Here is a 22,590-nt window from a genome sequence, read left to right on the forward strand (position 1 = left end):
TCACACGGCCGAGCCCCTCAGCAGGACCGTCCGCCGAGAGTACGGCGGTGTTTCGGTCGACTGTCAAGAGCGTCCACACTGTGAGCAGCGCGTCTCAATTCGTTGACGCGGAACCGGATGCCTGTTCCACTTGGCCCATGCATCCACAGCAGTGGCCGGTCACGCGCTCCCGCATCGACTTCGGTCGAGTGTGGTCCTGTTCCTGTTGAGCCGACCCCCTGCCCAGCCCCGGCCTCCCGGACCCGCCGGATCCTGACCGGGCCTGACGTTCCGTCTCCCGCCTTCACCCACGCGTGCCCCTCCCCTCGCCGTACTCAGCAGCTGCACCCGCAGTCGCAGCCGTCGCACCCGCACCCGTCGCCGTCACAGCAGTTGCTGCAGCAGTCGCAGCAGCTGCAGCATCCGTCGCACCCGCCGCAGTCGCAGTTGGTGCACGAGCCCTCCTTGCGTTCCCCGCTCCACGGGTCGTGGTAGGTGCCGCAGCACATCTGGCACGTGCAGGCCAGCCCCACCCACACGGCGCATCCCGCGAGCAGCCCCCGCCGATCGCGCCGGGGCGGCTCCGGCGGCGTCGGCCCACCGGGGCCACCGGGTGCGCCCGGGGTGCCGGGAGGGGCGTACGGATGGCCGCCGTGGGCGCACGACACGGTGCCGAACGCCCGGTCGACGGAGTTGCCCAACTCGTGCACGAGCAGCCGGTGCACGAGCCGCCCGTCGCCGAACTCCGCCTCGCGCAGGGCCAGCCGCACCCCGTGCACCGCGTCGTCGGCGAGCCGCCGGGCCTCGGCGAGCGGGGTCCCGGTCGCGGTGAGCGGGTTCCAGGCGCCGGACGCGGCATCGCCCTCCCGGTCCTCCACGGCGTCCAGGAGGTGGGCGAGCCGGCCGAAGAGGCGCCCGGCCTCGGCGAGCGGCTCGGCGTTGTGCGGGCGGCCGGCGAGGTGCGCGGTGTGCGCGAAGGCGGCGGCGGTGGCGGTCTCGGTCGGCTCGGTCACGGTGAGCAGCGGTGTGCCGGGCCCGGCGAGGGCCTCGATGCCGCCCTGCCGGTCCACGGCGTCGACCAGGACGGCGGTGTCGAACCCGACGGCACTGCCGCCGCGCGCGCCCGCGGCGTCCCAGCCGGTGGCGACCCGGCGGGCGGCGAGGGCCACCGGACGGCGCGCCAGCAGCCCGTCCCCGTCGGCGACATGGTCGCGCACCTTGGCCGAGGCCAGCACCAGCGAGACGGCCGCCGCGAGGCGGGCCCCCTCGCCGTGCGCGACGGACGCGGTACGCATCCCGCGCAGCGGACAGGGCCCTGCGGTGCGCCGCCCCGCTCCCGCACCACCGCTTCCGGCCTGAGCCTCCGTCAAAACCGATATGAGAAGCCCGTCATAGTTCGTCACGATCCGCGCGAACTGTCCGTGGTCCTTGCGCAGAGCGAGACACAATCCGCACAGATGCGCCATCCACTGGCTCGTGAGGCTCTCTCCGAGCCGGTGCCTACAGGGCCTGACGATTCCGAACACAACACTCCCCCGTGGTTGGTACGACGCTGAGCTGCGGCATCGTACCGAGCCCTCGTTCACCCGTACGCACCCCGCCTCACCCGTCCGCCGCGAAGAATCATATTTCACTCACAGTCAGCAGCCGTTTGGGAAAGGACCCTTGGGACACAAGGACTCTCGACGGATTCGCTGTGCACCAGTACCGTCACAAACCCCCCGGGCGGCGTCTATCCACTTGGCGCGACGTCCGCATCATGGATGACCATAGGGATGCGGAAGCACGAAAGACCGCTGTGAGAGGAGGCGTCCATGGGATCGGTACGCAAGGCGAGTGCGTGGCTCGGCCTCGTCGACGACAACGATGACGAGCGCTACTACGACGACGACTACTCCGAGGGCACCGACTCCGGGGACGCCTGGGTCACGGACCCGCGGGTGAAGGTGGCCTCGGACGTGGCCGAGGAGAAGGGCCGCCGCATCGCGACCGTCACCCCGGACAGCTTCCGGGACGCACGGTCCATCGGCGAGCTGTTCCGGGAGGGGGTCCCGGTCATCATGAACCTGACGGCCATGGAGGCGACCGACGCCAAGCGCGTCGTCGACTTCGCCGCCGGGCTCATCTTCGGCCTGCGCGGTTCGATCGAGCGGGTGTCCACCCGGGTGTTCCTGCTCAGCCCGGCCGACACCCAGGTCATCAGCGGCGAGCCCGCCGCGCACCGTTCCGACGGTTTCTTCAACCAGAGCTGAGGCGGGGCCGTTCACCACGGCCCCGCCCGCCCCACGCCGGACTCCGCCGGGACCTGACCCGTCCTACCGGAAGGCGTCGAGTCCGGTGAGCGCCTTGCCCAGCACCAGCTGGTGCATCTCGACGGTGCCCTCGTAGGTGAGCACCGATTCCAGGTTCGTCGCGTGCCGCATGACGGGGTATTCGAGGGAGATCCCGTTGGCACCGAGGATCGTGCGGGCCGTGCGGCAGATGTCGATGGCCTCGCGCACGTTGTTGAGCTTGCCGAAGCTGACCTGCTCGGGACGCAGGCGGCCGGCGTCCATGCGCCGCCCGAGGTGGTGGGCGAGCAGGATCCCCTTGTGCAGTTCGACCGCCATGTCGGCGAGCTTGGCCTGGGTCAGCTGGAAGCCACCGATGGGCCGTCCGAACTGCTCCCGCGACTTCGCGTACTCCACGGCCGCCTCGAAGGAGCTGCGGGCCGCGCCCATCGAACCCCACACGATGCCGTAGCGGGCGTGGGTGAGACAGCCGAGCGGTCCGCGCAGCCCGGTGACCTCCGGCAGTACGGCGTCGGCGGGCAGCCGTACGTCGTCCAGGACCAGCTCGCTGGTGACGCTGGCACGCAGGGACCACTTGTGCTTGATCTCGGGGGCGGAGAAGCCGGGGCTGTCGGCCGGCACCACGAAACCCCGGATGCCCTCCTCGGTCTGCGCCCAGACGACGGCCACGCCGGCCACCGACCCGTTCGTGATCCACATCTTGCGGCCGTTGAGGATCCAGTCCCCGCCGCCGTCCCGCTTGGCGTGGGTGCGCATGTTGGCCGGGTCGGACCCGTGATCGGGCTCGGTCAGCCCGAAGCACCCGATGACGTCACCGGCGGCCATGCGCGGCAGCCATGCCTGCTTCTGGTCCTCGCTGCCGAAGCGGTGGACGGCGTACATGGCGAGGGAGCCCTGCACGGAGACCAGGGAGCGGATGCCGGAGTCGGCCGCCTCCAGCTCCAGGCAGGCGAGGCCGTACTGCACGGCCGTGGCGCCGGCGCAGCCGTAGCCCTCCAGCGACATGCCGAGCGCGCCGATCCCGCCGAGTTCGCGGGCGAGTTCCCGGATGCCGGGCAGCTCGCCCCGCTCGTACCAGTCGGCGACGTACGGCAGCACGCGGTCGGCGGCCCAGTCCCGCACGGTGTCCCGGATCGCCAGGTCCTCCGGGTCCAGGAGGTCGTCGATACCGAGGGGGTCGACGGGGTCGAAGGCGGGCAACTTGGGGGACGAGGCCATGGGACACCTTCCGGGACGATAAAACTAGCAGTGCTAGTTACGGCTCGACGTCGACGTTACGCGGCAGTGTGGCGCACGTCCACCCTGTCTCCCACCCACGCACCACCCGTTCACCGCCAACAGAGGAGTGGACGTCGCCCGTGGGAGTGCGGCGTCGTCGGCGGCTTGCGGTGGGTGGGTGGTTCCTGTCCACCCGCGGCCGCCGATGGCGGTGCACCCCCACGGGCGACGTTCACCTTGCTTCTGGCAGTGAACGGGTGGTGCGTGGGTGGGAGACGGTTCGCGGTCACACCGAGACGCGTGACTCCACCGCGTCCCGCGGCGCGGGCACCGACACCGGCTCCTCGCACTGCATCACCCGCGGCAACCGCAACGCCATCACCGCCCCCAGCAGCAACAACCCCGCACTCACCACCAACGTCACATGCAGCCCGTGCACGAACGCATCCCCCGCGGCCCGCCGCAGCGCGACCCCCGCCGACCCACCCAGCTGCGCGGCGACCTCGTACGCCTCCCCCAGCGAATGCCCCGCTGCCGAGGACGCCGACGACGGCACCCCCGGCACACCCCCCGTCACCCCGGGCCCGTACGCCGCGTTCATCACGCTCCCCAGCAGCGCGATCCCGATCCCGGCCCCGAGCTGGTACGACGTCTCGCCGATCGCCGCCGCCCCGCCCGCCTGCTCCTGCGGCGCCTCACTCAGCATCGACTCGTACGCCCCGAACAGCGTGGTCTCCAGACCGAACCCGAGCAGCACGAACCCGGACAGCATCAGCGCGCAGTTGTCGCTCCGCCCCAGCGCCGTCAGCAGCACCACCGCGAAGGCGGTCAGACAGAACCCCGCACACACCATCCGCCGCGGGCCGAACCGCCGCAGCATCCGCGCGCCCGCCAGCCCCGCCGCCATCGCCGCGAAGGTCAGCGGCAGCAGTCGCAGCCCGGTCTCCAGCGGCGACAGCCCGAGCACCAGCTGCAGGTACTGCGCCGCGATCAGCTCCAGACCCACCAGCGCCAGCATCGCCAGCACGATGCACCCCACCGACGTACTGAAGGCCGGCCTCCGGAACATCTCCAGGTCAACCAGCGGATGCGTACGCCGACGCTGCCGCCGTACGAACCCGACCAGCAGGGCCGCACCCAGCACCAGCGGCACCACGGTGAACAGGCTCGCCACCGGTTCGCCGCCGCCCAGCCGCTTCACGCCCAGGACGACGCCGAAGAGACCGGCCGCCGCCATCAGCGCCCCGACCACGTCCCAGGGCCCGCGCCCGTCGCCCTTCGACTCGGGCAGCAGCAGCCGCCCCACCGGCAGGCTGACCAGCATCAGCGGGATGTTGACGAGGAAGACCGAGCCCCACCAGAAGTGCTCCAGGAGGAACCCGCCGAGCAGCGGCCCGACCGCCGCGCCGACCGCGGCCACCGCGCTCCAGATGCCGATGGCCAACGCCCGCTCGCGCCGGTCGGGAAAGACCTGGCGCAGGATCGACAGCGTCGCGGGCATGATCATCGCGCCGCCGACCCCGAGCAGCGCTCGGGCCATGATCAGGACCTGGGCGCTGTCGGCGAGGGCCGCCAGCGCGGAGGCGACGCCGAAGAGCGCGTACCCGAGCAGCAGGATCCGTCTGCGGCCCACCCGGTCACCCAGCGTGCCGAAGAGGATCAGCAGCGAGGCGCAGACCAGCGGATAGATGTCGACGATCCAGAGCAGCTCGATCGCACCGGGCCTGAGGTCCTCGGTGACGGCGGGGACCGCCACGTGGAGGACCGTGGCGTCCACGGCGACGAGCAGCAGGCTGACGCAGAGGACGACCAGGACCACCCAGCGGTTGGCACCGGCCCCGGCAGCCCGACGGCGCAGCTCGGCGGCGGCCGTGGTCGTACCGGACATGTACGTACCTCCATGTTCCCTCGCGTCCGGCGGGCTGCGCGGGGTGGGGACTCCCCTGCGGGTCGCCGGAGAGGAGCGGAGGTCTCCGGGCCGTGCAACGGAACGCGAGTGACTGGCCAGATTACGCGAGAGCGCGCAGCGCACCTGTGGCGGGCCTCACACATCCCGCGTGACCTGCGCGGCATGGCCGCCGCGGCCACGGTTCCGCCCGCCCCGGCCGACGGGCCGCCGCCCCGCCCGGCTGATAATCGAGCCCGTGACCGATCTTGACACGCACTCGGCGGACCGCTCCGGTGCCCTGCGCCGGGCCGCCCCGGCGCTCCTGGGCTACGCGGCCGTACGCGCCCTCGGCCTGCTCGCCCTGGCCCTGTGGAGCGCCGCCCGCGACAAGAGCGCGTACACGCTGCTGACGGCCCGCTGGGACTCCCTCTGGTACACGAGGGTCGCCGAGCTGGGGTACGGCTACGAGGTGCGGCTGCCCAACGGGGACGTCCACTCCAACCTGGCGTTCTTCCCGCTGCTGCCGTGGCTGGAGCGGCTCGGGGCGGCGGTGACGCCCCTGTCGTACGCGGATGCCGGGTTCGTCGTGAGCCTGCTCGCCTCGCTCGCCGCGGCCTGGGGGATCTTCGCGGTGGCGGAGCACCTCCACAGCCGCCGCGCCGGAGTCTGCGCCGTGCTGCTGTGGGCGGTGCTGCCGGTCGCGGTCGTGCAGTCGATGGCGTACAGCGAGTCCCTGTTCACGGCGCTGGCCGCCTGGTCGCTGTACGCGGTGCTGACCGGGCGCTGGGTGACGGCGGGGACGCTGGCCGCGCTGGCCGGGCTGACCCGCCCGGTGGGGCTCGCGGTGACGGCGGCGGTGTGGGTGGCCGCGGTCGCGGCATTCGTGCGAATCCGGAGCGACGCCGTCCCGGACGGCGCCCACCGGCCGGAGCGCGCCCCCGGCGACGGCGCACGGCGCGTGCTCGGCATACTCCTCGCGCCCCTGGGCGCCGCCGGCTACGTGCTGTGGGTCGGCCACCGCACCGGCGGGGGCCCGCTCGGCTATCTCGACGTGCAGGCCGGCTGGCGCAACGGCTTCGACGGGGGCGCGGCCTTCGCCCGCTTCGTCGCCGGGAAGTTCACGTCGTTCCCGGGGGCCCTTGCGGGCGTGGGGCTGATCGTCGGGGTCGCACTGCTGGTCTGGCTGTACGTGGTGTGCGTACGGCGGCGCCAGCCGCTCGCACTGCTGGTGTACACGGGCCTCGTCGTGGTGCTCGCCCTGTGCGCGTCGAGCTACTTCGGATCCAAACCACGGCTGCTGCTGCCCGCCTTCCCTCTGCTGCTGCCCCTCGCCGTGGCCCTGGCCAGGCTGCGAACGACCAGGTCAGCGCTTGTCGTGGGGGGCCTCGCGGTGGTGTCGGCGGTGTACGGGGCGTTCTGGCTGAACGGGTCGGGACCGCCCTGACCGGCCGCGGGCGCCCGGTGGCCGCCGGGAGAATTCCGTACCAGCATTCGGTTAACTAATTCATAAGCACGATAAAACCGCCGACCGGACCGATCAAAGGAATTGAAGCCCACGCCCCTCAGGGATTGCACATTCACTGAGAATAGGGCGCTGCCTGAGAGGAATCCCACATCACATCGTCATCACAAACCCGTTGATTCGGCCGGGATCACTCCTCACTCGCTGTAACGTCGATTGGGTGCGTACCGAACGGAAGCTCACCCGTCTGGACCGGGTGTTCGCGAGACTGGACCGGGAGCCGGAACGACCGGCGCTCCTGGCCGTGCCGGAGATGAGCCGGCACAGGATCGCGCTGTTCGCCGGAACCCTCGCGTTCTACCTCGCGATCGTGTGGGCCGTGCTGATCAGCTCGTGGCTGGTCCGGCTCGACTGGCAGGTCATGTTCTTCCGGCCCTACCAGCAGTGGCCGGAGATCCACGCCTTCGTCGACTACTACGTCGTACTGGGCCAGCGCGGCCCCACCGCCGTGATGGTCGCGGCCTGGCTGGGCTGGCGCTCCTGGCGGCAGCACACCCTGCGCCCGCTGATCGCGCTCGGTGCCTCCCTGCTCCTGCTGAACGTCACGGTCGGTGCCGCCAAGTACGGCATGGGCCGGCTGGGACCGCACTACGCGACCACGATCGGCTCCAACGAGATGTGGCTCGGCGGCGATATATTTCCGAGCGGTCACACCGCGAACGCCGTCGTGACCTGGGGCATCCTGGCCTATCTGGCCTCGACGCCGAGGGCGCGGCGCTGGCTGTCGGCCCTGATGGCGGTCACCTCGCTCGGGGTGGGCATGTCCACCGTCTACCTCGGTACGCACTGGCTGAGCGACGTGCTCCTCGGTTGGGCGGCCGGACTGCTGATCCTGCTGGCGCTGCCCTGGTTCGAACCGCTGATCACCCGCGCCGAGGCCTGGATCCTCGGCCTGCGCGACCGCTTGTTCGCACGCCGCGGCAGCGAGGACGCCACGAGCCGGCCGGCCGGCCCGCCCGTGGTCCTCACTCCGCCGGTCCCCGGGCGGGAGGACGCGCCGTCCCGCGAGCCGGTGGCCTCGCCCCGCACCACCCGCGCCCCGGCGCATCTGGCTCCGGGCCCGCACACGGCGCGCTCGGACCGTACGCCGGTCACCCCCGCGGGCAGCCGGCGTCCGCCGCACGCCGACCGGCACCCGCGCAACACGGCCCCGGCCGCACGCCCCCTGTCGGGCGGCTGAGCGCGCCTCAGCCCTTCCAGGACCGGGCCACGCGGCCGTCCTTCACCTCGAAGTTGAGGCGGCCCACCCGGTACTCCATGGTGATGATCGTGCCCGGTGCCAGGGACCGCACCGTCGACCAGCCGCGCTCGCGCGCCAGCCGCTCGGCCTCGTCGGAATCGAGGCCGACGTAGCCGTCCGGGCTGTCCTGGGGTTCGGCCGGGGGTGTCGGAATCGGTGCCATGCGGCCACGCTATGCCCTGCCCACGGACCGGGGAAGCCCAGGCCGCCGGCACAGTGCGGGGATGCACCTACGGTCACATTTCTGTCACAGGATCACAGTGCGCGTTTTACGGGAACTCCGTCACACGGACGGACGGTTTTGTACGCCTTTCGCGAGCGGGTGAGGTGAATTACCGCGTGTCGCGACGGACCGCCGAATAGGCGGACGCAATTGGCCCGCATTGCACCCCGGGGCCCGGCCCGCATTCCGCCCCCGAACACCCCCGAACGGACGTGCGGGCGACTTCGAAATCACTTACGCGGACCGAACATGGGGCACAGGAAAGCCACCCCTCGCTCACAGGTTCTCCCCATCTCCCTGGCGAGGGTCAGGGGCCCAGCGGGACGACGGAGAGCGACAGGTCGTTGTCGTCCGTGTAGTACGGCCCGGCCTCCACGGGGCCGTCCGGGGTGAGCACGCGCTCGGAGGGATAGGTGAGGACCGGGTGCTTGTCGGCGACGTCGTCCAGCAGCCGCGCCAGGCGCACCACCGGGCCGGACTCACCGGCGGGCCGCAGCCACAGGTCCCAGTCGCCCGGCGCCAGGGTGTCGTAGCGCACCGTGAAGCCGAAGTCGGCCCGCTCGGTGACGACGTCCACCCGCCGCACCGCGCCCCCGTCCCCGTCGGTGGCGGTCCTGGCCCGCAGCTCGGCGTGGGCGCCGGAGGTCAGCTGCGTGCCGTACACCCGCCCGCGCACCGTCAGGCCGCCGCTCACCAGCCCCAGCTCCGCCGACTCCGCGTGCGGGGCGCGCAGCCAGCTGCGGACGGTGAGGTTGCCCTGGCGGGTGGCGTACGGGATGCGGACGGCGACGTGGCCGAGCAGCCCGCCGGGGATCCGGGCGGCGAGGGAGCGCAGGTCGGTGACGCCGGGCACCAGGCGCCGGGGCTCGCCGTCGGACAGGGCGGCGTAGGCGTCCCAGCGGCCCTCGGGCAGGGAGACGCTGCTGGGCAGCGCGGCACGCAGCAGGCCCTCGGCGGCCGGCGCCAGCGGCAGGCTGACGGTCTCCTCGGCGTCGGTGTCGCGGCGGCGCAGGATGAGCAGGGCCGCCCCGGTGTTCCCGCGCGCGGCGACGTCGAAGGTCAGCCCGCCCGCGGAGTCGCCGACGCAGTCGGCGCGCAACGGAGCGGCCGGTGGGTTCGGCGGCGTCATGCGATGCGGTTCCTCCCTGGGCTTCTCGTCGTCCGGTTAGACCCGGAACCCTGCCTTCTGGTTGTTCGTGTCCGATTGCGATGTGGTCACGACCGGAGTATCGGCCGGACCCACGGCCATTTCCAGTCACCCAATTCATTCACTGATTTCATGATTTGTCGACTTCCAGCGGTGGCGATCACGGTCTGCGTCCGGGCTCAACCCCCCTTTCACCGCAGGTCACTTGGGTGTATCACCGCGCCGGCGGCCGGGGGACGATCACGTGCGTCGCACGGTTCGATTCCGTTGGCCATGGGGCGTGACTCCCGCCACAGATCACCCGTTGTCTTTGCATGAGCCGGGGACCCGCCCGGACCACGGACCAGGAGCCACCCGGTCCGGTCACGCACCGCATCCCGAGGGAGCCCCCGTGCCGCGCATGCTCGACGTCAGCGACGACGTACGCGCCGAGATCGGCGACGAAGAAGCCGACCGCCTGCTCGCCGGGGAGTCCGCCCCGGGCAGCTACGACTGCACGTCCTGTCGCACCCCGGGCGACTGCGAGCAGGAGCGCACCAGCACCGTTCTCTTCATCGGCGACGAGACGGCGGTCCTCGCCTTCGCTCACGCCGGCTGCCTGCCCTCGCAGGTCGTCAAGGTCACCGAGGAGCAGCTCCAGGGCGCCGTGCGGTCCATCAACGCCGACCAGGCCGCCCGGCCCGAGCAGCAGCGGCCGGCGCCGCCCGAGCAGGCACCCGAGCAGGCGGTGCTCGGCGTGACCAGCGGTCTGATCCTCATCGCCGGGGAACTGCACCCGGCGCTCGTGGTGGAGCCGACCGCGCCGATCGCGCGGCCCGGGACGGCCGGCGCAGGGGACGACTTCCTGCCGCTGCTGATCGAACAGGGCTTCATGCCGGTCACCGAGCTGGCAGCCACCCCCTCCGTGCTGCACGGCTGGTCGGTGCTGCTCGCGATGGGCCAGCTGCACGCGGTGCTGCAGCCCGGCGCGGACGGCGGCCGGCCGGTGGCCTGGTGGCAGGCGCACCAGCCCCTCCAGGTCACCGAGGGCTGGCGCACGGCGGCCAACAAGCACCAGCAGGTACTGATGTTCGCGGCGCCGGTGGGCTCGATCGGCCGGCAGCCGCGCGAGGACCTGCTGCGGGACGCCCTGGACAAGGCGGCGGCGGGCGGACAGCTGGTCGCGGCGGCGCTGCCGCTGGCGGGAACCTGACCGGAGATTCACGCGGGTGCCGGGCGGCCGCCACCTGGGCCGCATCCCTTCCAGCGTGAGGTCGTTTGGACATACGTGTACGCATACGACGCCTTCCACCGCCATGGCGGCCCCTCCGCCACGCCGATCTACGACGCGCTCTACGCCGAGTACGTCAGGTCCTTCCGATCGCTGCCGGGCGATCGCAGCGGTGAGGAGGAGCTGGGGTTCACCGCCTTCCGGAGCATCCCGTGCGGCAGAGGCTCGTACAGCGCCTACAGCGCGGGGGCCCAGAGCGCCCGCGTCGGCCAGCAGTCGGTGTGGCAGCGGGTCGGGACCCAGCACGTCCCGGCGGCGCTGCCACCGGCCCCGCGCAGGGGTGCCTGACGGCCACCGGCAGGACGCGAGAGAGGGAGACCCCCGGCCGGGGGTCTCCCTCTCTCGCGTCCTGTGACCGCTACTTCTTCTTCGCGCCGCGCTTCTCGCGCACCCGCACCGAGATATGGATCGGCGTCCCGTCGAAGCCGAACTCCTCGCGCAGCCGGCGCTCGATGAACCGCCGGTAGCCCGCCTCGATGAAGCCGGAGGCGAAGAGCACGAACCGCGGCGGCTTGGTGCCGGCCTGCGTGCCGAAGAGGATGCGGGGCTGCTTGCCGCCGCGCACCGGGTGCGGGTGCGAGGCGACCAGCTCGCCGAGGAAGGCGTTGAGACGGCCCGTGGGGACGCGGGTCTCCCAGCCGGCCAGCGCGGTCTCGATGGCGGGGACCAGCTTCTCCATGTGGCGGCCGGTCTGCGCCGAGACGTTGACCCGGGGCGCCCACGCCACCTGGCCCAGCTCGGTCTCGATCTCCCGCTCCAGGTAGTAGCGGCGCTCCTCGTCGAGGGTGTCCCACTTGTTGTAGGCGACGACGACCGCACGGCCCGCCTCGACGGCCATCGTGACGATCCGCTGGTCCTGGACCGAGATCGACTCGGAGGCGTCGATGAGGATGACGGCGACCTCCGCCTTCTCGACGGCGGCGGCGGTGCGCAGCGAGGCGTAGTAGTCGGCGCCCTGCTGGAGGTGGACGCGCTTGCGGATGCCCGCGGTGTCGACGAACTTCCAGGTCACGCCGCCGAGTTCGATCAGCTCGTCGACCGGGTCGCGGGTGGTGCCGGCCAGTTCGTTGACGACGACGCGCTCCTCGCCGGCCACCTTGTTCAGCAGCGAGGACTTGCCGACGTTCGGGCGGCCGATCAGGGCGATGCGCCGGGGGCCGCCGATGACACCGCCGAAGGACTCGCGGGGCGCCTCGGGCAGGGCCTCCAGGACCTGGTCCAGCATGTCGCCGGTGCCGCGGCCGTGCAGCGCGGAGACCGGGTGCGGCTCGCCCAGGCCCAGCGACCACAGGTAGGCGGCGTCGGCCTCTCCGCTCGGGCCGTCCACCTTGTTGGCGCACAGCACGACGGGCTTGCCGGCCTTGCGCAGCAGCCGGACGACCGCCTCGTCGGTGTCGGTGGCGCCGACCTTGGCGTCCACGACGAAGACGACCGCGTCGGCGGCCTCGATGGCGTACTCGGCCTGCGCGGCGACGGAGGCGTCGATGCCGAGGACGTCCTGCTCCCAGCCGCCGGTGTCGACGACCTTGAAGCGGCGGCCGGCCCACTCGGCCTCGTAGGTGACGCGGTCGCGGGTGACGCCCGGCTTGTCCTCGACGACGGCCTCGCGGCGGCCGATGATGCGGTTCACGAGGGTCGACTTGCCGACGTTGGGGCGGCCGACGACGGCGAGGACGGGCAGCGGGCCGTGCCCGGCCTCCTCGATCGCGCCCTCGACATCCTCGACGTCGAAGCCCTCGTCGGTGGCCAGCTCCATGAACTGCGCGTACTCGGCGTCGCCGAGCGCCCCGTGGTCGTGCTCCTCGCCCGAGCCCTCGGAGTGGATGTGGTCGTTCATGAAGTCCGTACCTCGTTCATCGTGGTGATCGGTGGAACACCCCTGTACTGGGTGATCCACTACTCAAGTGTCGCCTAGCGGGTGGTGAGCCGCCTGGCGTTCTCCAGGTGCGCGGTCAGCTGCTTCTGGATGCGTTCGGTCGCCTCGTCCAGCGCCTTGCGGGTGCGGCGTCCGCTGCCGTCGCCCGCGTCGAACGGGTCGCCGAAGACGACGTCGACCCGCGCGCGCAGGGGAGGCAGCGCCTTTATCAACCGTCCGGGACGGTGGGTGCTTCCCAGCACCGCGACCGGGACGATCGGGGCGCCGCTGCGGAGGGCGAAGTAGGCGAGCCCGGCGCGCAGCGAGGCGAAGTCGCCGACACCCCGCGTGCCCTCCGGGAAGATGCCCAGCACGCCGCCGTCCTCCAGCACGCCGAGCGCCTGCGCGATGGCCGTGCGGTCGGTGGAGTGGCGGTCCACCTTCAGCTGGCCGATGCCGGTCAGGAAGCGTCCGAGCGGGCCGATGAACGCCTCCTTCTTGATCAGGAAGTGCGTCGGCCTGGGCGCGACGCCCATGACCATCGGGCCGTCGATGTTGTGCGAGTGGTTGACGGCGTAGATCACCGGGCCGCTGGCGGGGACCCGCCAGGCGCCCAGCACGCGCGGCTTCCACAGCCCGTACATCAGGCCGACGCCGATGCGCCGGCCGACCTCGGCGCCCCGCGCCGAAGGGACCTCGGTCACTTCCCCGCCCGCTTCTCCTCGACGAGGGTGACGACACACTCGATGACCTGGGGCAGGGTGAGGGCGGTGGTGTCCACCTCGACCGCGTCGCCGGCCTTGGCCAGCGGAGAGGTCTTCCGGGTGGAGTCGGCCGCGTCCCGCTTGATCAGGGCCTCGCGGGTGGCGTTGACGTCGGCGCCCTTCAGCTCGCCGCTGCGGCGGGCGGCGCGGGCCTCGGCGGAGGCGGTGAGGAAGATCTTCAGGTCGGCGTCCGGCAGCACGGTCGTGCCGATGTCGCGGCCCTCGACGACGATGCCCAGCGGCGCGGCGGCGGCGATGGAGCGCTGCAGCTCGGTGATCCGGGTACGCACCTCGGGGACGGCGCTGACCGCGCTGACCTTGGAGGTGACCTCCTGGGTGCGGATCGGGCCGGACACGTCCACGCCGTCCACGGTGATGGCCGGGCCCAGCGGGTCGGTGCCGGAGACGATCTCGGGCTTGCCGGCCGCGGCGGCGATCGCGTGCGGGTCGTCGGTGTCGATGCCGTTGGTCACCATCCACCACGTGATCGCCCGGTACTGGGCGCCGGTGTCCAGGTAGCTCAGGCCGAGCTGCGCGGCCACGGCCTTCGACGTGCTCGACTTGCCTGTGCCGGAGGGGCCGTCGATGGCGACAATCACGGCCGGGACGGTCGGGGCGGCGCCGTTTTCCACGAGGGGACACCTTCCTGGTGCGGTGCGGTGGGTGGTGTGCGGGACGCGAGCGCGTCCCGCACAAGGTTACTGGGTCCCCGGAGCCCCTCTTACAGCCGTACGAGCTACCGGATCACTGCCGGATGGCCCAGCCCCGGTCCTTGAGGGCAGCCGTGAGGACGACGGCCGCCCTCGGCTCCACCATGAGCTGCACCAGACCCGCCTGCTGGCCGGTCGCGTGCTCGATGCGTACGTCCTCGATGTTGACGCCGGCCACCCCCGCGTCCGCGAAGATGCGGGCCAGCTGGCCGGGCTGGTCGTCGATGAGGACGGCGACGGTCTCGTAGGCCCGCGGGGCGGAGCCGTGCTTGCCGGGGACGCGGACCTGTCCGGCGTTGCCGCGCCGCAGCACCGAGGCGATACCGGTGCCGCCCTCCAGGCGCTTGTCCTCGTCGGAGGACTGCAGGGCGCGCAGGGCCCGTACGGTCTCCTCCAGGTCGGCGGCGACGTCGGTGAGCAGGTCGGCGACCGGGCCCGGGTTCGCCGAGAGGATGTCGATCCACATCCGGGGGTCGGAGGCGGCGATCCGGGTGACGTCGCGGATGCCCTGGCCGCACAGCCGTACGGCGGCCTCCTCGGCGTGCTCCAGGCGGGCGGCGACCATGCTGGAGACCAGGTGAGGCATGTGTGAGACGAGGGCCACGGCGCGGTCGTGGGCGTCCGCGTCCATCACCACCGGCACCGCGCGGCAGTGCGAGATCAGCTCCAGGGCGAGGTTCAGCACCTCGGTGTCGGTGTCCCGGGTCGGGGTCAGCACCCAGGGGCGGCCCTCGAAGAGGTCGCCGGTGGCGGCCAGCGGGCCGGACTTCTCGCGGCCGGACATGGGGTGCGTGCCGATGTACGACGACAGGTCGAGGCCGCGGGCCTCCAGCTCCCGCCGGGGGCCGCCCTTGACGCTGGCCACGTCGATGTACCCGCGGGCGGCGCCGCGTCCCATGGCGTCGGCGAGGACGTCGGCGACGAGGGCGGGCGGGGCGGCGACGATCGCCAGGTCGACGGGGCCCTCGGGCGCCTCGTCGGTGCCGGCGCCGAGCGCGGTGGCGGTGCGGGCCTGCTCGGGGTCGTGGTCGGAGAGGTGGACGGTGACGCCGCGCTGGGTCAGCGCGAGGGCGGCGGAGGTGCCGATGAGGCCGGTGCCGATGACGAGTGCGGTTCTCACTGGGCGATGTCCTTGCGCAGGGCCGCGGCGGCGCCGAGGTAGACGTGGGCGATCTCGGCGCGGGGCCGGTCGGACTCGATGTGGGCGAGGACCCGGACGACGCGGGGCATGGCGCCCTCGATGTCCAGCTCCTGGGCGCAGATCAGCGGCACGTCGGTGATGCCGAGCCCGCGGGCGGCGGCGGCCGGGAAGTCGCTGTGCAGATCGGGGGTGGCCGTGAACCACAGGCTGATCAGGCTGTCGGCCGACAGGCCGTTGCGCTCCATGATGGCGGTCAGCAGGGCGGCGACCTGCTCGTCCATGTGCCCGGCCTCGTCCCGTTCCAGTTGGACGGCGCCCCGGACCGCTCGTACCGCCACGGCGATGCTCCTTGCTGACGTTGCTGACGCGGGTATCGGTTCTTGGTCCGTCCAGCCTAGTCAGCCCGCCGGGTACCGGCCCCGGGCGCCCGCCCCCTGAGACGCTGGTCCCGATCGGCATCTCCTCCCCCACGCCTCCGGAGTGACCCATGAATCACGGCCCGACGCGCCGTACGGCCCTCGTCTCGGCGGGCGCGGCGGCGTTCGCCGTCGGCTGCGGCGGCGGCGACGACTCCGGGGGCGCCGAGACCTCCCCGGGCCGGGAGCTCACGACGACGGACGGCATCCCGGTGCGCGGCGGCAGGGTCCTGGCGGAGCAGAAGATCGTGGTGACCCAGCCGGAACCGGGCGACTTCAGGGCGTTCTCGGCGGTCTGCACCCATCAGGGCTGCATCGTGTCGGACGTGCGCGACGGCACCATCGACTGCGCCTGCCACAACAGCCGGTTCAGTGTCGCGGACGGCTCGGTGGAGCAGGGACCGGCGACCGAACCGCTGCCCGGGAAGCGGATCACGGTGGAGGGAAATTCGGTCCGCCTGGCGTGAGGCGCCCGCGTACGCTCCCCGGCATGGACCCCGAGCTGCTGGTGCGCGACCACACGATCTACGCCTGTGTCATGGGTTCGCGCGCCTTCGGTCTGGCGACGGAGGACAGCGACACCGACCGCCGGGGCGTCTTCCTCGCCCCCACGCCCCTCTTCTGGCGCTTCGAGAAGCCGCCGGCGCATGTGGACGGTCCGGCCGACGAGCAGTTCTCCTGGGAGCTGGAGCGCTTCTGCGAGCTGGCCCTGCGCGCGAACCCCAACGTCCTGGAGTGCCTGCACTCGCCGCTCGTGGAGTACGCCGACGCCACCGGCCGTGAACTGCTGTCCCTGCGCGACGCGTTCCTCTCCCGCCGCGCCCACGAGACGTTCACCCGCTACGCGCACGGCCAGCGCCGCAAACTCGACGCCGACGTCCGCACACACGGCGCCCCGCGCTGGAAGCACGCCATGCACCTCCTGCGCCTCCTGGAGTCCGCCCGCGACCTGCTGCGCACGGGCACGCTCACCATCGACGTCGGCGACCGGCGCGAGTCGCTGCTCGCCGTGAAGCGCGGCGAGGTCCCCTGGCCGGAGGTGGAGGCCCGGATGACCCGCCTGGCCCGGGAGGGCGACGAGGCCGCCCACCACACCCCGCTCCCCGCCGAACCGGACCGCCGCCGCGTCGAGAACTTCCTCGTCCGAGCCCGCCACGCCTCAGCCCTCCAGCCGAACCCTCACGACGAAGTCGTGCAGGGCGTCGTACCCGGCGGGGGCACCGGGCAGCGCTGACCCCGCCTGCGCCTCGTCCAGCACCCCGTGCAGCCGCTCCACGTCGGCCCGCACCCGCTCGTGGTCGACGTCGGCCTCACCGTGCTCGCGCTCCGTCTTGGCGGCGACGAGGTCGGGCAGGTACGCCGGGGCCGCGCCCACCTCTCCGACCAAGGTGGGCAGATGGGGCTGGACCTCGCCCGACCGCATCAGGTGGATGCCGGTGAGCAGCACCCGGAAGGTGTACAGCAGCGGCTTCAGCTCGCCGGTCTTCTCGAACAGCCGCCACTGGGTCTGCGCGAACCCCCGGTAGTGATGGGCGTGATGGCCGGTGAGGACGTCCGGGGCGAGCGCGGCCAACTGCCGGTGCGGCTCGGTGGTGTGCACGACCAGCGGCGACAGCAACTGCTCCAGCACGTAGCCGTTGCGCCGGAGCATCAGCCGTACGAACTTGCGCAGGTCGTGCGTGACCAGGTCCATCTCGACGCCGTCCCGGTCCCACATCCGGGACCGGGTCTCCTCCGGCTCGCGCAGCCCCACCAGGTCGGCGGCGGGCAGCAGGTGCACGCCGCGCAGGTCGACGTCCGAGTCGCGGGACGGGAAACCGTAGAGGTGGGCGCCGGAGACCGTGGCGAACAACACCGGGAAGGGCTGTTCGGCCACCACCGGGGCCAGGTCGATGTCCAGGGCGTCGATCATGGGCTCAAGCGTCCCAGAGCGCGCCGAGGGACAGCAGGTCGCCCCGGTACTCGATGCGGTCGGCCCAGGCGGTGGGCCAGGCGTCGGCGCCCAGGTGGGCGCCGGCGAACGCGCCCGCGAGGCAGGCGATGGAGTCGGAGTCGCCGGAGGTGCAGGCGCCGCGGCGCAGGGCGGTCAGCGGCTCGTCGACGAAGAGCAGGAAGCAGAGCAGCCCGGCCGCCATGGCCTCCTCCGCGATCCAGCCCTCGCCGACGGACAGGCAGGGGTCGGTCTCGGGCGAGGAGGTGCGCACGGCCTGCTGGAGACGGTCCAGGATCGCCAGGCACTCGTCCCAGCCGCGGGCGATGAAGTGCTCGGGCGTGGGGTCCTGGGCGCGGCTCCACAAGTCGCCGAGCCAGCGCTCGTGGTAGCGGCCGCGGTTGTCGTAGGCGTACGAGCGCAGCAGCCCGACCAGTCCGGTCGGCTCCGCTCCCTCGGCGAGCAGCCGTACGGCGTGCGCGGTCAGGTCGGAGGCGGCAAGCGCGGTGGGGTGGCCGTGGGTGAGCGCGGACTGCAACTGGGCGGCGCCCGCGCGCTGTTCGTCGCTCAGACCGGGGACGAGGCCTATGGGCGCGACGCGCATGTTGGCGCCGCAGCCCTTGGAGTGGATCTGGCTGGCGTCCTGCCAGGGGCGGTCGGGGGTCTTGAGGAGGTGGCAGGCTTTGAGGCAGGTGTTGCCCGGCGCCCGGTTGTTCTCCGGCGACTGGTACCAGTCGACGAACTCCTCACGCACTGGCCGTTCCATGCGCTTGGGCCCGAGCAGGCCGCGGTCCATCGCCGTGCGCAGCCCCCGTCCCAGCGCCAGCGTCATCTGGGTGTCGTCGGTCACCATCGCGGGCCGGGGCAGGTCCATCTTCCGCCACGGTCCGCACTTGGCGAGGATCGACGGCACGTCGTTGAACTCGGTCGGGAAGCCCAGCGCGTCGCCGAGGGCGAGGCCGGTGAGCGCTCCGGTGGCGGCGCGCTTGGTGACGGTGTTCGTGGTCATGCGGGGCGTCCTTCCCGAGGGGTGCGGAGCAGGGGCGGGTGCAGGGTGGTGGCGGGGCCCGCGCGGTACAGCGCGGCGGGCTTGCCGCGTCCGCCGGTCAGCCGGGCGGCGCCGGGGACGGGCTCCACGAATCCCGGGGTGGCGAGGACCTTGCGGCGGAAGTTGGGCCGGTCGAGAGGAGCGCCCCACACGGTCTCGTAGACCTGTTGCAGCTCGCCCAGCGTGAACTCGGGCGGGCAGAAGGCGGTGGCCAGGCAGGTGTACTCCAGCCGGCCGCCGACGCGGGTCCGGGCGTCGGCCAGGATCCGGTCGTGGTCGAAGGCGAGGCCGCGGGCCTCGTCGTACGGCATCCAGCGGGCCTCGGCGGCGTCGGTGCCGGCGTGCGGCTCGGGAGGGTCGGGCAGCAGCGCGGCGAAGGCGACGGAGACGACGCGCATCCGGGGGTCGCGGCCGGGCTCGCTGTAGGTCCGCAGCTGCTCCAGGTGCAGCCCCGTCACGTCCGCCAGGCCGGTCTCCTCCGCCAGCTCACGCCGGGCGGCCGTCTCCGCCGACTCGTCCGGCAGCAGGAAGCCGCCGGGCAGCGCCCACCGGCCCGCGTACGGCTCCTGGCCGCGCTCGACGAGCAGCACGTGCAGGGCGCCCGCGCGCAGCGTGAGGACCGCGAGATCGACGGTGACGGCGAAGGGCTCGAAGGCGTGCTTGTCGTAGCCGTGCAGAACGGCCCACCCCCTTTAATAGTCACTAGGACTATAAAGAGGGTGGGCCGGTCAGGACAACCCCGAGGGGACGCCCAGGACGCTCAGAGCTCGACCTCCGCCATCAGCATCCCGACCTCCGTGTTGGACAGCCGCCGCAGCCAGCCCGACTTCTGGTCGCCCAGCGTGATCGGGCCGAAGGCGGTGCGCACCAGCTTGTCGACGGGGAAGCCCGCCTCGGCCAGCATGCGGCGGACGATGTGCTTGCGGCCCTCGTGGAGGGTGACCTCGACCAGGTAGTTCTTGCCGGTCTGCTCCACGACCCGGAAGTGGTCCGCGCGCGCGTATCCGTCCTCCAGCTGGATGCCGTCCTTGAGGCGCTTGCCGAGGTCCCGCGGGATCGGCCCCACGATGTGCGCGAGGTAGGTCTTCTTCACGCCGTACCGGGGGTGGGTCAGCCGGTGCGCCAGCTCGCCGTGGTTGGTGAGCAGGATGACACCCTCGGTCTCGGTGTCGAGCCGGCCCACGTGGAAGAGGCGGGTCTCACGGTTGGTGACGTAGTCGCCGAGGGACTGGCGGCCCTCCGGGTCCTCCATGGTGGAGACGACGCCGGCGGGCTTGTTGAGCGAGAAGAACTGGTACGACTGCGTGGCGACGGTGAGGCCGTCGACCTTGACCTCGTCCTTCTCCGGGTCGACGCGGCGGCCCTGCTCCAGCACGATCTCGCCGTTGATCTCGACCCTGGCCTGCTCGATCAGCTCCTCGCAGGCGCGCCGGGAGCCGTAGCCCGCGCGTGCGAGGACCTTCTGCAGCCGCTCGCCCTCCTGCTCGGCGCCGGGGAAGGTCTTCGGGAGCTTGACGTCCTTCTTGCCCGCGTACCGCTCGCGGTTGCGCTCCTCGGCCCGCGTCTCGTACTCGCGGGACGTGGCCGGAGCCGAGCGGCCACGCTGCTGGGGCCGCTTGGGGCCGCCCTTGGCGCCGCCGCGGGCCGCGCCGCCGCGCCCGGACTTGGGGCCCTCGGGAGAGGCTCCGGGACCCACGTCGTACCGGCGCTCCTCCGGGCGCGGCTTCTTCGGCCGGCCGCCCGGCTTGTCGTCGCGGTTGTTACCGGCGCCGCGGTAGTTACCGCGGCCACCACTGCTCCCGCCGCGGCCGCCGCTGTTGCCACCACGGCTCCCGCCGTTGTTTCCGCTGCTGTTCCTGCCGCTGCTGCTTCGCATCAAAGTTCCGTCTTGTCGTCTGCGTCCTCGGAATCCGGGGCGTCCGGATCGAACGACGGGACCCCTTCCAGCGTCTCGGCCTCGATCGCCGCCGCCTCCGGGAGGAAGGGCGCGAGCTCCGGGAGCTCGTCCAGGCCCCGCAGGCCCATCCGCTCCAGGAAGTAGTTCGTCGTCACGTACAGGATCGCACCTGTTTCGGGTTCCGTGCCCGCCTCCTCGACCAGACCCCGCTGCAGGAGGGTCCGCATCACACCGTCGCAGTTCACGCCGCGCACCGCGGAGACGCGGCTGCGGCTGACCGGCTGGCGGTATGCGACGACGGCGAGGGTCTCCAGCGCGGCCTGGGTGAGGCGGGCGTGCTGGCCGTCCAGGACGAAGCCCTCGACGGCCGCGGCGTACTCGGGGCGGGTGTAGAAGCGCCAGCCGCCGGCGATCAGGCGCAGCTCGAAGCCGCGGCCCTGGACGGTGTACTCGTCGGCCAGCTCCCGCAGGGCGTCCGCGATCTGCCGCCGGGGGCGTTGCAGTATCTTCGCCAGCTGCTCCTCGGTCGCGGGCTCGTCGACGACCATGAGGACGGCCTCGAGCGCGGGCTTGAGATCGAGGTCGGCGACACCGTCCGGTGCGCGCACGGCCTCCGTGGTCTGCTCACTCACGCCTTCCGCTCCTCCTCGGTCTTCTCCGGCGGCCGGTCGAACTCGTCGGTCACCACCGGTGCGGCGTCCTCGTCACCGCCGGTCCAGCGCACCAGCAGGTCGCCGAGCGCGGTCTCCTGGTCCAGCTCGACGGCCTTCTCCCGGTACAGCTCCAGCAGGGCCAGGAAGCGGGCCACGACGGTCAGTGTGTCCGCGGTGTCCTGCACCAGCACTCGGAAGCTGGCCTCGCCCAGCTCCCGGAGCCGGGCCACCACGATCCCGGCCTGCTCCTGGACGCTGACCAGGGGCGCGTGGATGTGCTCGACGTAGACCTGCGGCTTGGGCTTGGGCTGCATGGCCTTCACGGCGAGCCTGGCGAAGCCCTCGGGGCCGATGCTGATGACGACCTCGGGCAGCAGCTCGGCGTGGTGGGGTTCCAGGCCGACGGTACGGGGGTAGCGGCGGGCCTCGGACTCCAGCCGCTCGTTGAAGATCTCGGCGATCTGTTTGTACGCGCGGTACTGGAGCAGCCGCGCGAAGAGCAGGTCGCGGGCCTCGAGAAGTGCCAGGTCGGCCTCGTCCTCGACCTCGGCGGCGGGCAGCAGCCGGGCCGCCTTCAGGTCGAGCAGGGTGGCGGCGACCACCAGGAACTCGGTGGTCTCGTCGAGGTCCCAGTCGGACCCCATCGCCCGGATGTGCGCCATGAACTCGTCGGTCACCTTGGACAGCGCGACCTCGGTGACGTCCATCTTGTGCTTGGAGATCAGCTGAAGGAGCAGATCGAACGGCCCCTCGAAGTTGGCGAGCCGGACCTTGAAGACACCATCGGCGTCACCGTCGCCGTCCGCGCCCCGCGCAGGGGAGGCGTCGGCCGGGGCGGGAGGCGAGACCTCGGGGTACGCGTTCTCCGGCGGGGCCTCGGCGGGGACGGCTTGCGGCAGGGGCTCCGGCTGTGCCTCGGCGGCGTCCGCCTCATCGGGCGCCGTGAGGGGCGACGGCTCGGTCTCCGGACCGTGCGGGCGGGAGGCTTCGGCCGGGGCGGTCGCGGCGGGAAGCAGGGCCTCGGCGGGCACGCCCTCCGGCGGGGCCTCGGCGGGGGCGGCTTGCGGCAGGGGCTCCGGCTGTGCCTCGGCGGCGTCCGCCTCATCGGGCGCCATGAAGGGCGACGGCCCGGTCTCCGGACCGTGCGGGCGGGAGGCTTCGGCCGGGGCGGTCACGGCGGGAAGCAGGGCCTCGGCGGGCACGCCCTCCGGCGGGACCCCGGCGGGGGCGGCTTGCGGCAGGGGCTCCGGCGGCGGCTCGACGACGTCCGCCTCATCGGGCGCCATGAAGGGCGACGGCTCGATCTCCGGACCGTGCGGGCGGGAGGCTTCGGCCGGGGCGGTCACGGCGGGAAGCAGGGCCTCGGCGGGCACGCCCTCCGGCGGGACCCCGGCGGGG

The 22,590-nt window shown here is 72.5% G+C and carries 23 protein-coding genes; 7 read left to right on the plus strand and 16 right to left on the minus strand.

Annotated elements, in window-relative coordinates; all coding sequences use genetic code 11:
• Positions 1-314: 314 nt before the first annotated feature.
• The gene (locus tag ACGF3J_RS33825) at positions 315-1,505 is read right to left on the minus strand and encodes a DUF5685 family protein (RefSeq protein ID WP_393855538.1); all 1,191 of its coding nucleotides are present in this window, start codon (positions 1,503-1,505) and stop codon (positions 315-317) included.
• A gap of 288 nt (positions 1,506-1,793) precedes the next feature.
• Here ACGF3J_RS33825 and ACGF3J_RS33830 point away from each other — a divergent pair, with 288 nt between their 5' ends.
• Positions 1,794-2,231 (plus strand): cell division protein SepF, encoded by a 438-nt coding sequence (locus ACGF3J_RS33830; RefSeq protein WP_161327782.1) that lies wholly within the window; start codon positions 1,794-1,796, stop codon positions 2,229-2,231.
• A 63-nt stretch (positions 2,232-2,294) separates the two neighbouring features.
• Here the strand turns inward: ACGF3J_RS33830 and ACGF3J_RS33835 are convergent, their stop codons facing one another.
• Together ACGF3J_RS33835 and ACGF3J_RS33840 are read right to left on the minus strand one after the other, a co-directional pair.
• Positions 2,295-3,488, minus strand: coding sequence for an acyl-CoA dehydrogenase family protein (locus tag ACGF3J_RS33835; RefSeq protein WP_161327783.1), 1,194 nt, complete (start codon positions 3,486-3,488; stop codon positions 2,295-2,297).
• Between the two features lie 286 nt (positions 3,489-3,774).
• Positions 3,775-5,376 (minus strand): MFS transporter, encoded by a 1,602-nt coding sequence (locus ACGF3J_RS33840; protein WP_161327784.1) that lies wholly within the window; start codon positions 5,374-5,376, stop codon positions 3,775-3,777.
• Positions 5,377-5,632: 256 nt separating this feature from the next.
• Here ACGF3J_RS33840 and ACGF3J_RS33845 point away from each other — a divergent pair, with 256 nt between their 5' ends.
• Both ACGF3J_RS33845 and ACGF3J_RS33850 read left to right on the plus strand, forming a co-directional pair.
• Positions 5,633-6,820 (plus strand): mannosyltransferase family protein, encoded by a 1,188-nt coding sequence (locus ACGF3J_RS33845; RefSeq protein ID WP_161327785.1) that lies wholly within the window; start codon positions 5,633-5,635, stop codon positions 6,818-6,820.
• A gap of 238 nt (positions 6,821-7,058) precedes the next feature.
• Positions 7,059-8,078, plus strand: coding sequence for a phosphatase PAP2 family protein (locus tag ACGF3J_RS33850; protein WP_161327786.1), 1,020 nt, complete (start codon positions 7,059-7,061; stop codon positions 8,076-8,078).
• 7 nt (positions 8,079-8,085) lie between these two features.
• Here the strand turns inward: ACGF3J_RS33850 and ACGF3J_RS33855 are convergent, their stop codons facing one another.
• Both ACGF3J_RS33855 and ACGF3J_RS33860 read right to left on the minus strand, forming a co-directional pair.
• Positions 8,086-8,301 carry an I78 family peptidase inhibitor gene (locus ACGF3J_RS33855; RefSeq protein ID WP_161327356.1) on the minus strand — a complete coding sequence of 72 codons (216 nt, stop codon included), beginning with the start codon at positions 8,299-8,301 and terminating at the stop codon, positions 8,086-8,088.
• Positions 8,302-8,668: 367 nt separating this feature from the next.
• Positions 8,669-9,490 (minus strand): hypothetical protein, encoded by an 822-nt coding sequence (locus tag ACGF3J_RS33860; protein ID WP_161327355.1) that lies wholly within the window; start codon positions 9,488-9,490, stop codon positions 8,669-8,671.
• A 409-nt stretch (positions 9,491-9,899) separates the two neighbouring features.
• Here ACGF3J_RS33860 and ACGF3J_RS33865 point away from each other — a divergent pair, with 409 nt between their 5' ends.
• Together ACGF3J_RS33865 and ACGF3J_RS33870 are read left to right on the plus strand one after the other, a co-directional pair.
• A complete protein-coding gene (locus ACGF3J_RS33865) occupies positions 9,900-10,700 on the plus strand; it encodes a hypothetical protein (protein ID WP_161327354.1) in 801 nt (266 codons plus the stop codon).
• 75 nt (positions 10,701-10,775) lie between these two features.
• Positions 10,776-11,066 (plus strand): hypothetical protein, encoded by a 291-nt coding sequence (locus ACGF3J_RS33870; RefSeq protein ID WP_122617418.1) that lies wholly within the window; start codon positions 10,776-10,778, stop codon positions 11,064-11,066.
• 70 nt (positions 11,067-11,136) lie between these two features.
• Here the strand turns inward: ACGF3J_RS33870 and der are convergent, their stop codons facing one another.
• The 5 genes from der to aroH form a co-directional block, all read right to left on the minus strand.
• Positions 11,137-12,615 carry a ribosome biogenesis GTPase Der gene (der, locus tag ACGF3J_RS33875; protein WP_161327353.1) on the minus strand — a complete coding sequence of 493 codons (1,479 nt, stop codon included), beginning with the start codon at positions 12,613-12,615 and terminating at the stop codon, positions 11,137-11,139.
• Between the two features lie 74 nt (positions 12,616-12,689).
• A complete protein-coding gene (locus tag ACGF3J_RS33880) occupies positions 12,690-13,337 on the minus strand; it encodes a lysophospholipid acyltransferase family protein (protein WP_161327352.1) in 648 nt (215 codons plus the stop codon).
• Entirely contained in the window at positions 13,334-14,029 is a 696-nt protein-coding gene (gene cmk, locus ACGF3J_RS33885) for a (d)CMP kinase (RefSeq protein ID WP_125490800.1), read from the minus strand. The genes ACGF3J_RS33880 and cmk overlap by 4 nt, the downstream gene beginning before the upstream one ends.
• 112 nt (positions 14,030-14,141) lie before the next feature.
• On the minus strand, positions 14,142-15,227 hold the full coding sequence (locus ACGF3J_RS33890; protein ID WP_161327351.1) for a prephenate dehydrogenase: 1,086 nt from the start codon (positions 15,225-15,227) through the stop codon (positions 14,142-14,144).
• Positions 15,224-15,586 carry a chorismate mutase gene (aroH, locus tag ACGF3J_RS33895; protein ID WP_161327350.1) on the minus strand — a complete coding sequence of 121 codons (363 nt, stop codon included), beginning with the start codon at positions 15,584-15,586 and terminating at the stop codon, positions 15,224-15,226. The genes ACGF3J_RS33890 and aroH overlap by 4 nt, the downstream gene beginning before the upstream one ends.
• 149 nt (positions 15,587-15,735) lie before the next feature.
• Here aroH and ACGF3J_RS33900 point away from each other — a divergent pair, with 149 nt between their 5' ends.
• Both ACGF3J_RS33900 and ACGF3J_RS33905 read left to right on the plus strand, forming a co-directional pair.
• The gene (locus ACGF3J_RS33900) at positions 15,736-16,131 is read left to right on the plus strand and encodes a Rieske (2Fe-2S) protein (RefSeq protein WP_161327349.1); all 396 of its coding nucleotides are present in this window, start codon (positions 15,736-15,738) and stop codon (positions 16,129-16,131) included.
• 23 nt (positions 16,132-16,154) lie between these two features.
• Positions 16,155-16,898, plus strand: coding sequence for a DNA polymerase beta superfamily protein (locus tag ACGF3J_RS33905; RefSeq protein ID WP_161327348.1), 744 nt, complete (start codon positions 16,155-16,157; stop codon positions 16,896-16,898).
• Here the strand turns inward: ACGF3J_RS33905 and ACGF3J_RS33910 are convergent.
• The 6 genes from ACGF3J_RS33910 to ACGF3J_RS33935 form a co-directional block, all read right to left on the minus strand.
• Positions 16,824-17,576 carry a nucleotidyltransferase domain-containing protein gene (locus tag ACGF3J_RS33910; RefSeq protein WP_161327347.1) on the minus strand — a complete coding sequence of 251 codons (753 nt, stop codon included), beginning with the start codon at positions 17,574-17,576 and terminating at the stop codon, positions 16,824-16,826. The genes ACGF3J_RS33905 and ACGF3J_RS33910 overlap by 75 nt on opposite strands.
• Before the next feature lie 4 nt (positions 17,577-17,580).
• A complete protein-coding gene (locus ACGF3J_RS33915; protein WP_161327346.1) occupies positions 17,581-18,603 on the minus strand; it encodes an ADP-ribosylglycohydrolase family protein in 1,023 nt (340 codons plus the stop codon).
• Positions 18,600-19,319: an NUDIX domain-containing protein gene (locus tag ACGF3J_RS33920; RefSeq protein ID WP_161327358.1), complete on the minus strand. Its 720-nt coding sequence runs from the start codon at positions 19,317-19,319 to the stop codon at positions 18,600-18,602. The genes ACGF3J_RS33915 and ACGF3J_RS33920 overlap by 4 nt, the downstream gene beginning before the upstream one ends.
• Positions 19,320-19,402: 83 nt before the next feature.
• Positions 19,403-20,518 (minus strand): pseudouridine synthase, encoded by a 1,116-nt coding sequence (locus tag ACGF3J_RS33925; protein ID WP_161327345.1) that lies wholly within the window; start codon positions 20,516-20,518, stop codon positions 19,403-19,405.
• On the minus strand, positions 20,518-21,171 hold the full coding sequence (gene scpB, locus ACGF3J_RS33930; RefSeq protein WP_161327344.1) for an SMC-Scp complex subunit ScpB: 654 nt from the start codon (positions 21,169-21,171) through the stop codon (positions 20,518-20,520). Before scpB ends, ACGF3J_RS33925 begins: the two co-directional genes overlap by 1 nt.
• Positions 21,168-22,307 (minus strand): segregation and condensation protein A, encoded by a 1,140-nt coding sequence (locus ACGF3J_RS33935; protein WP_393855542.1) that lies wholly within the window; start codon positions 22,305-22,307, stop codon positions 21,168-21,170. The genes scpB and ACGF3J_RS33935 overlap by 4 nt, the downstream gene beginning before the upstream one ends.
• Positions 22,308-22,590 lie beyond the last annotated feature (283 nt).

It is taken from the genome of Streptomyces sp. NPDC048171 (assembly GCF_043202655.1).
Classification (GTDB): domain Bacteria; phylum Actinomycetota; class Actinomycetes; order Streptomycetales; family Streptomycetaceae; genus Streptomyces.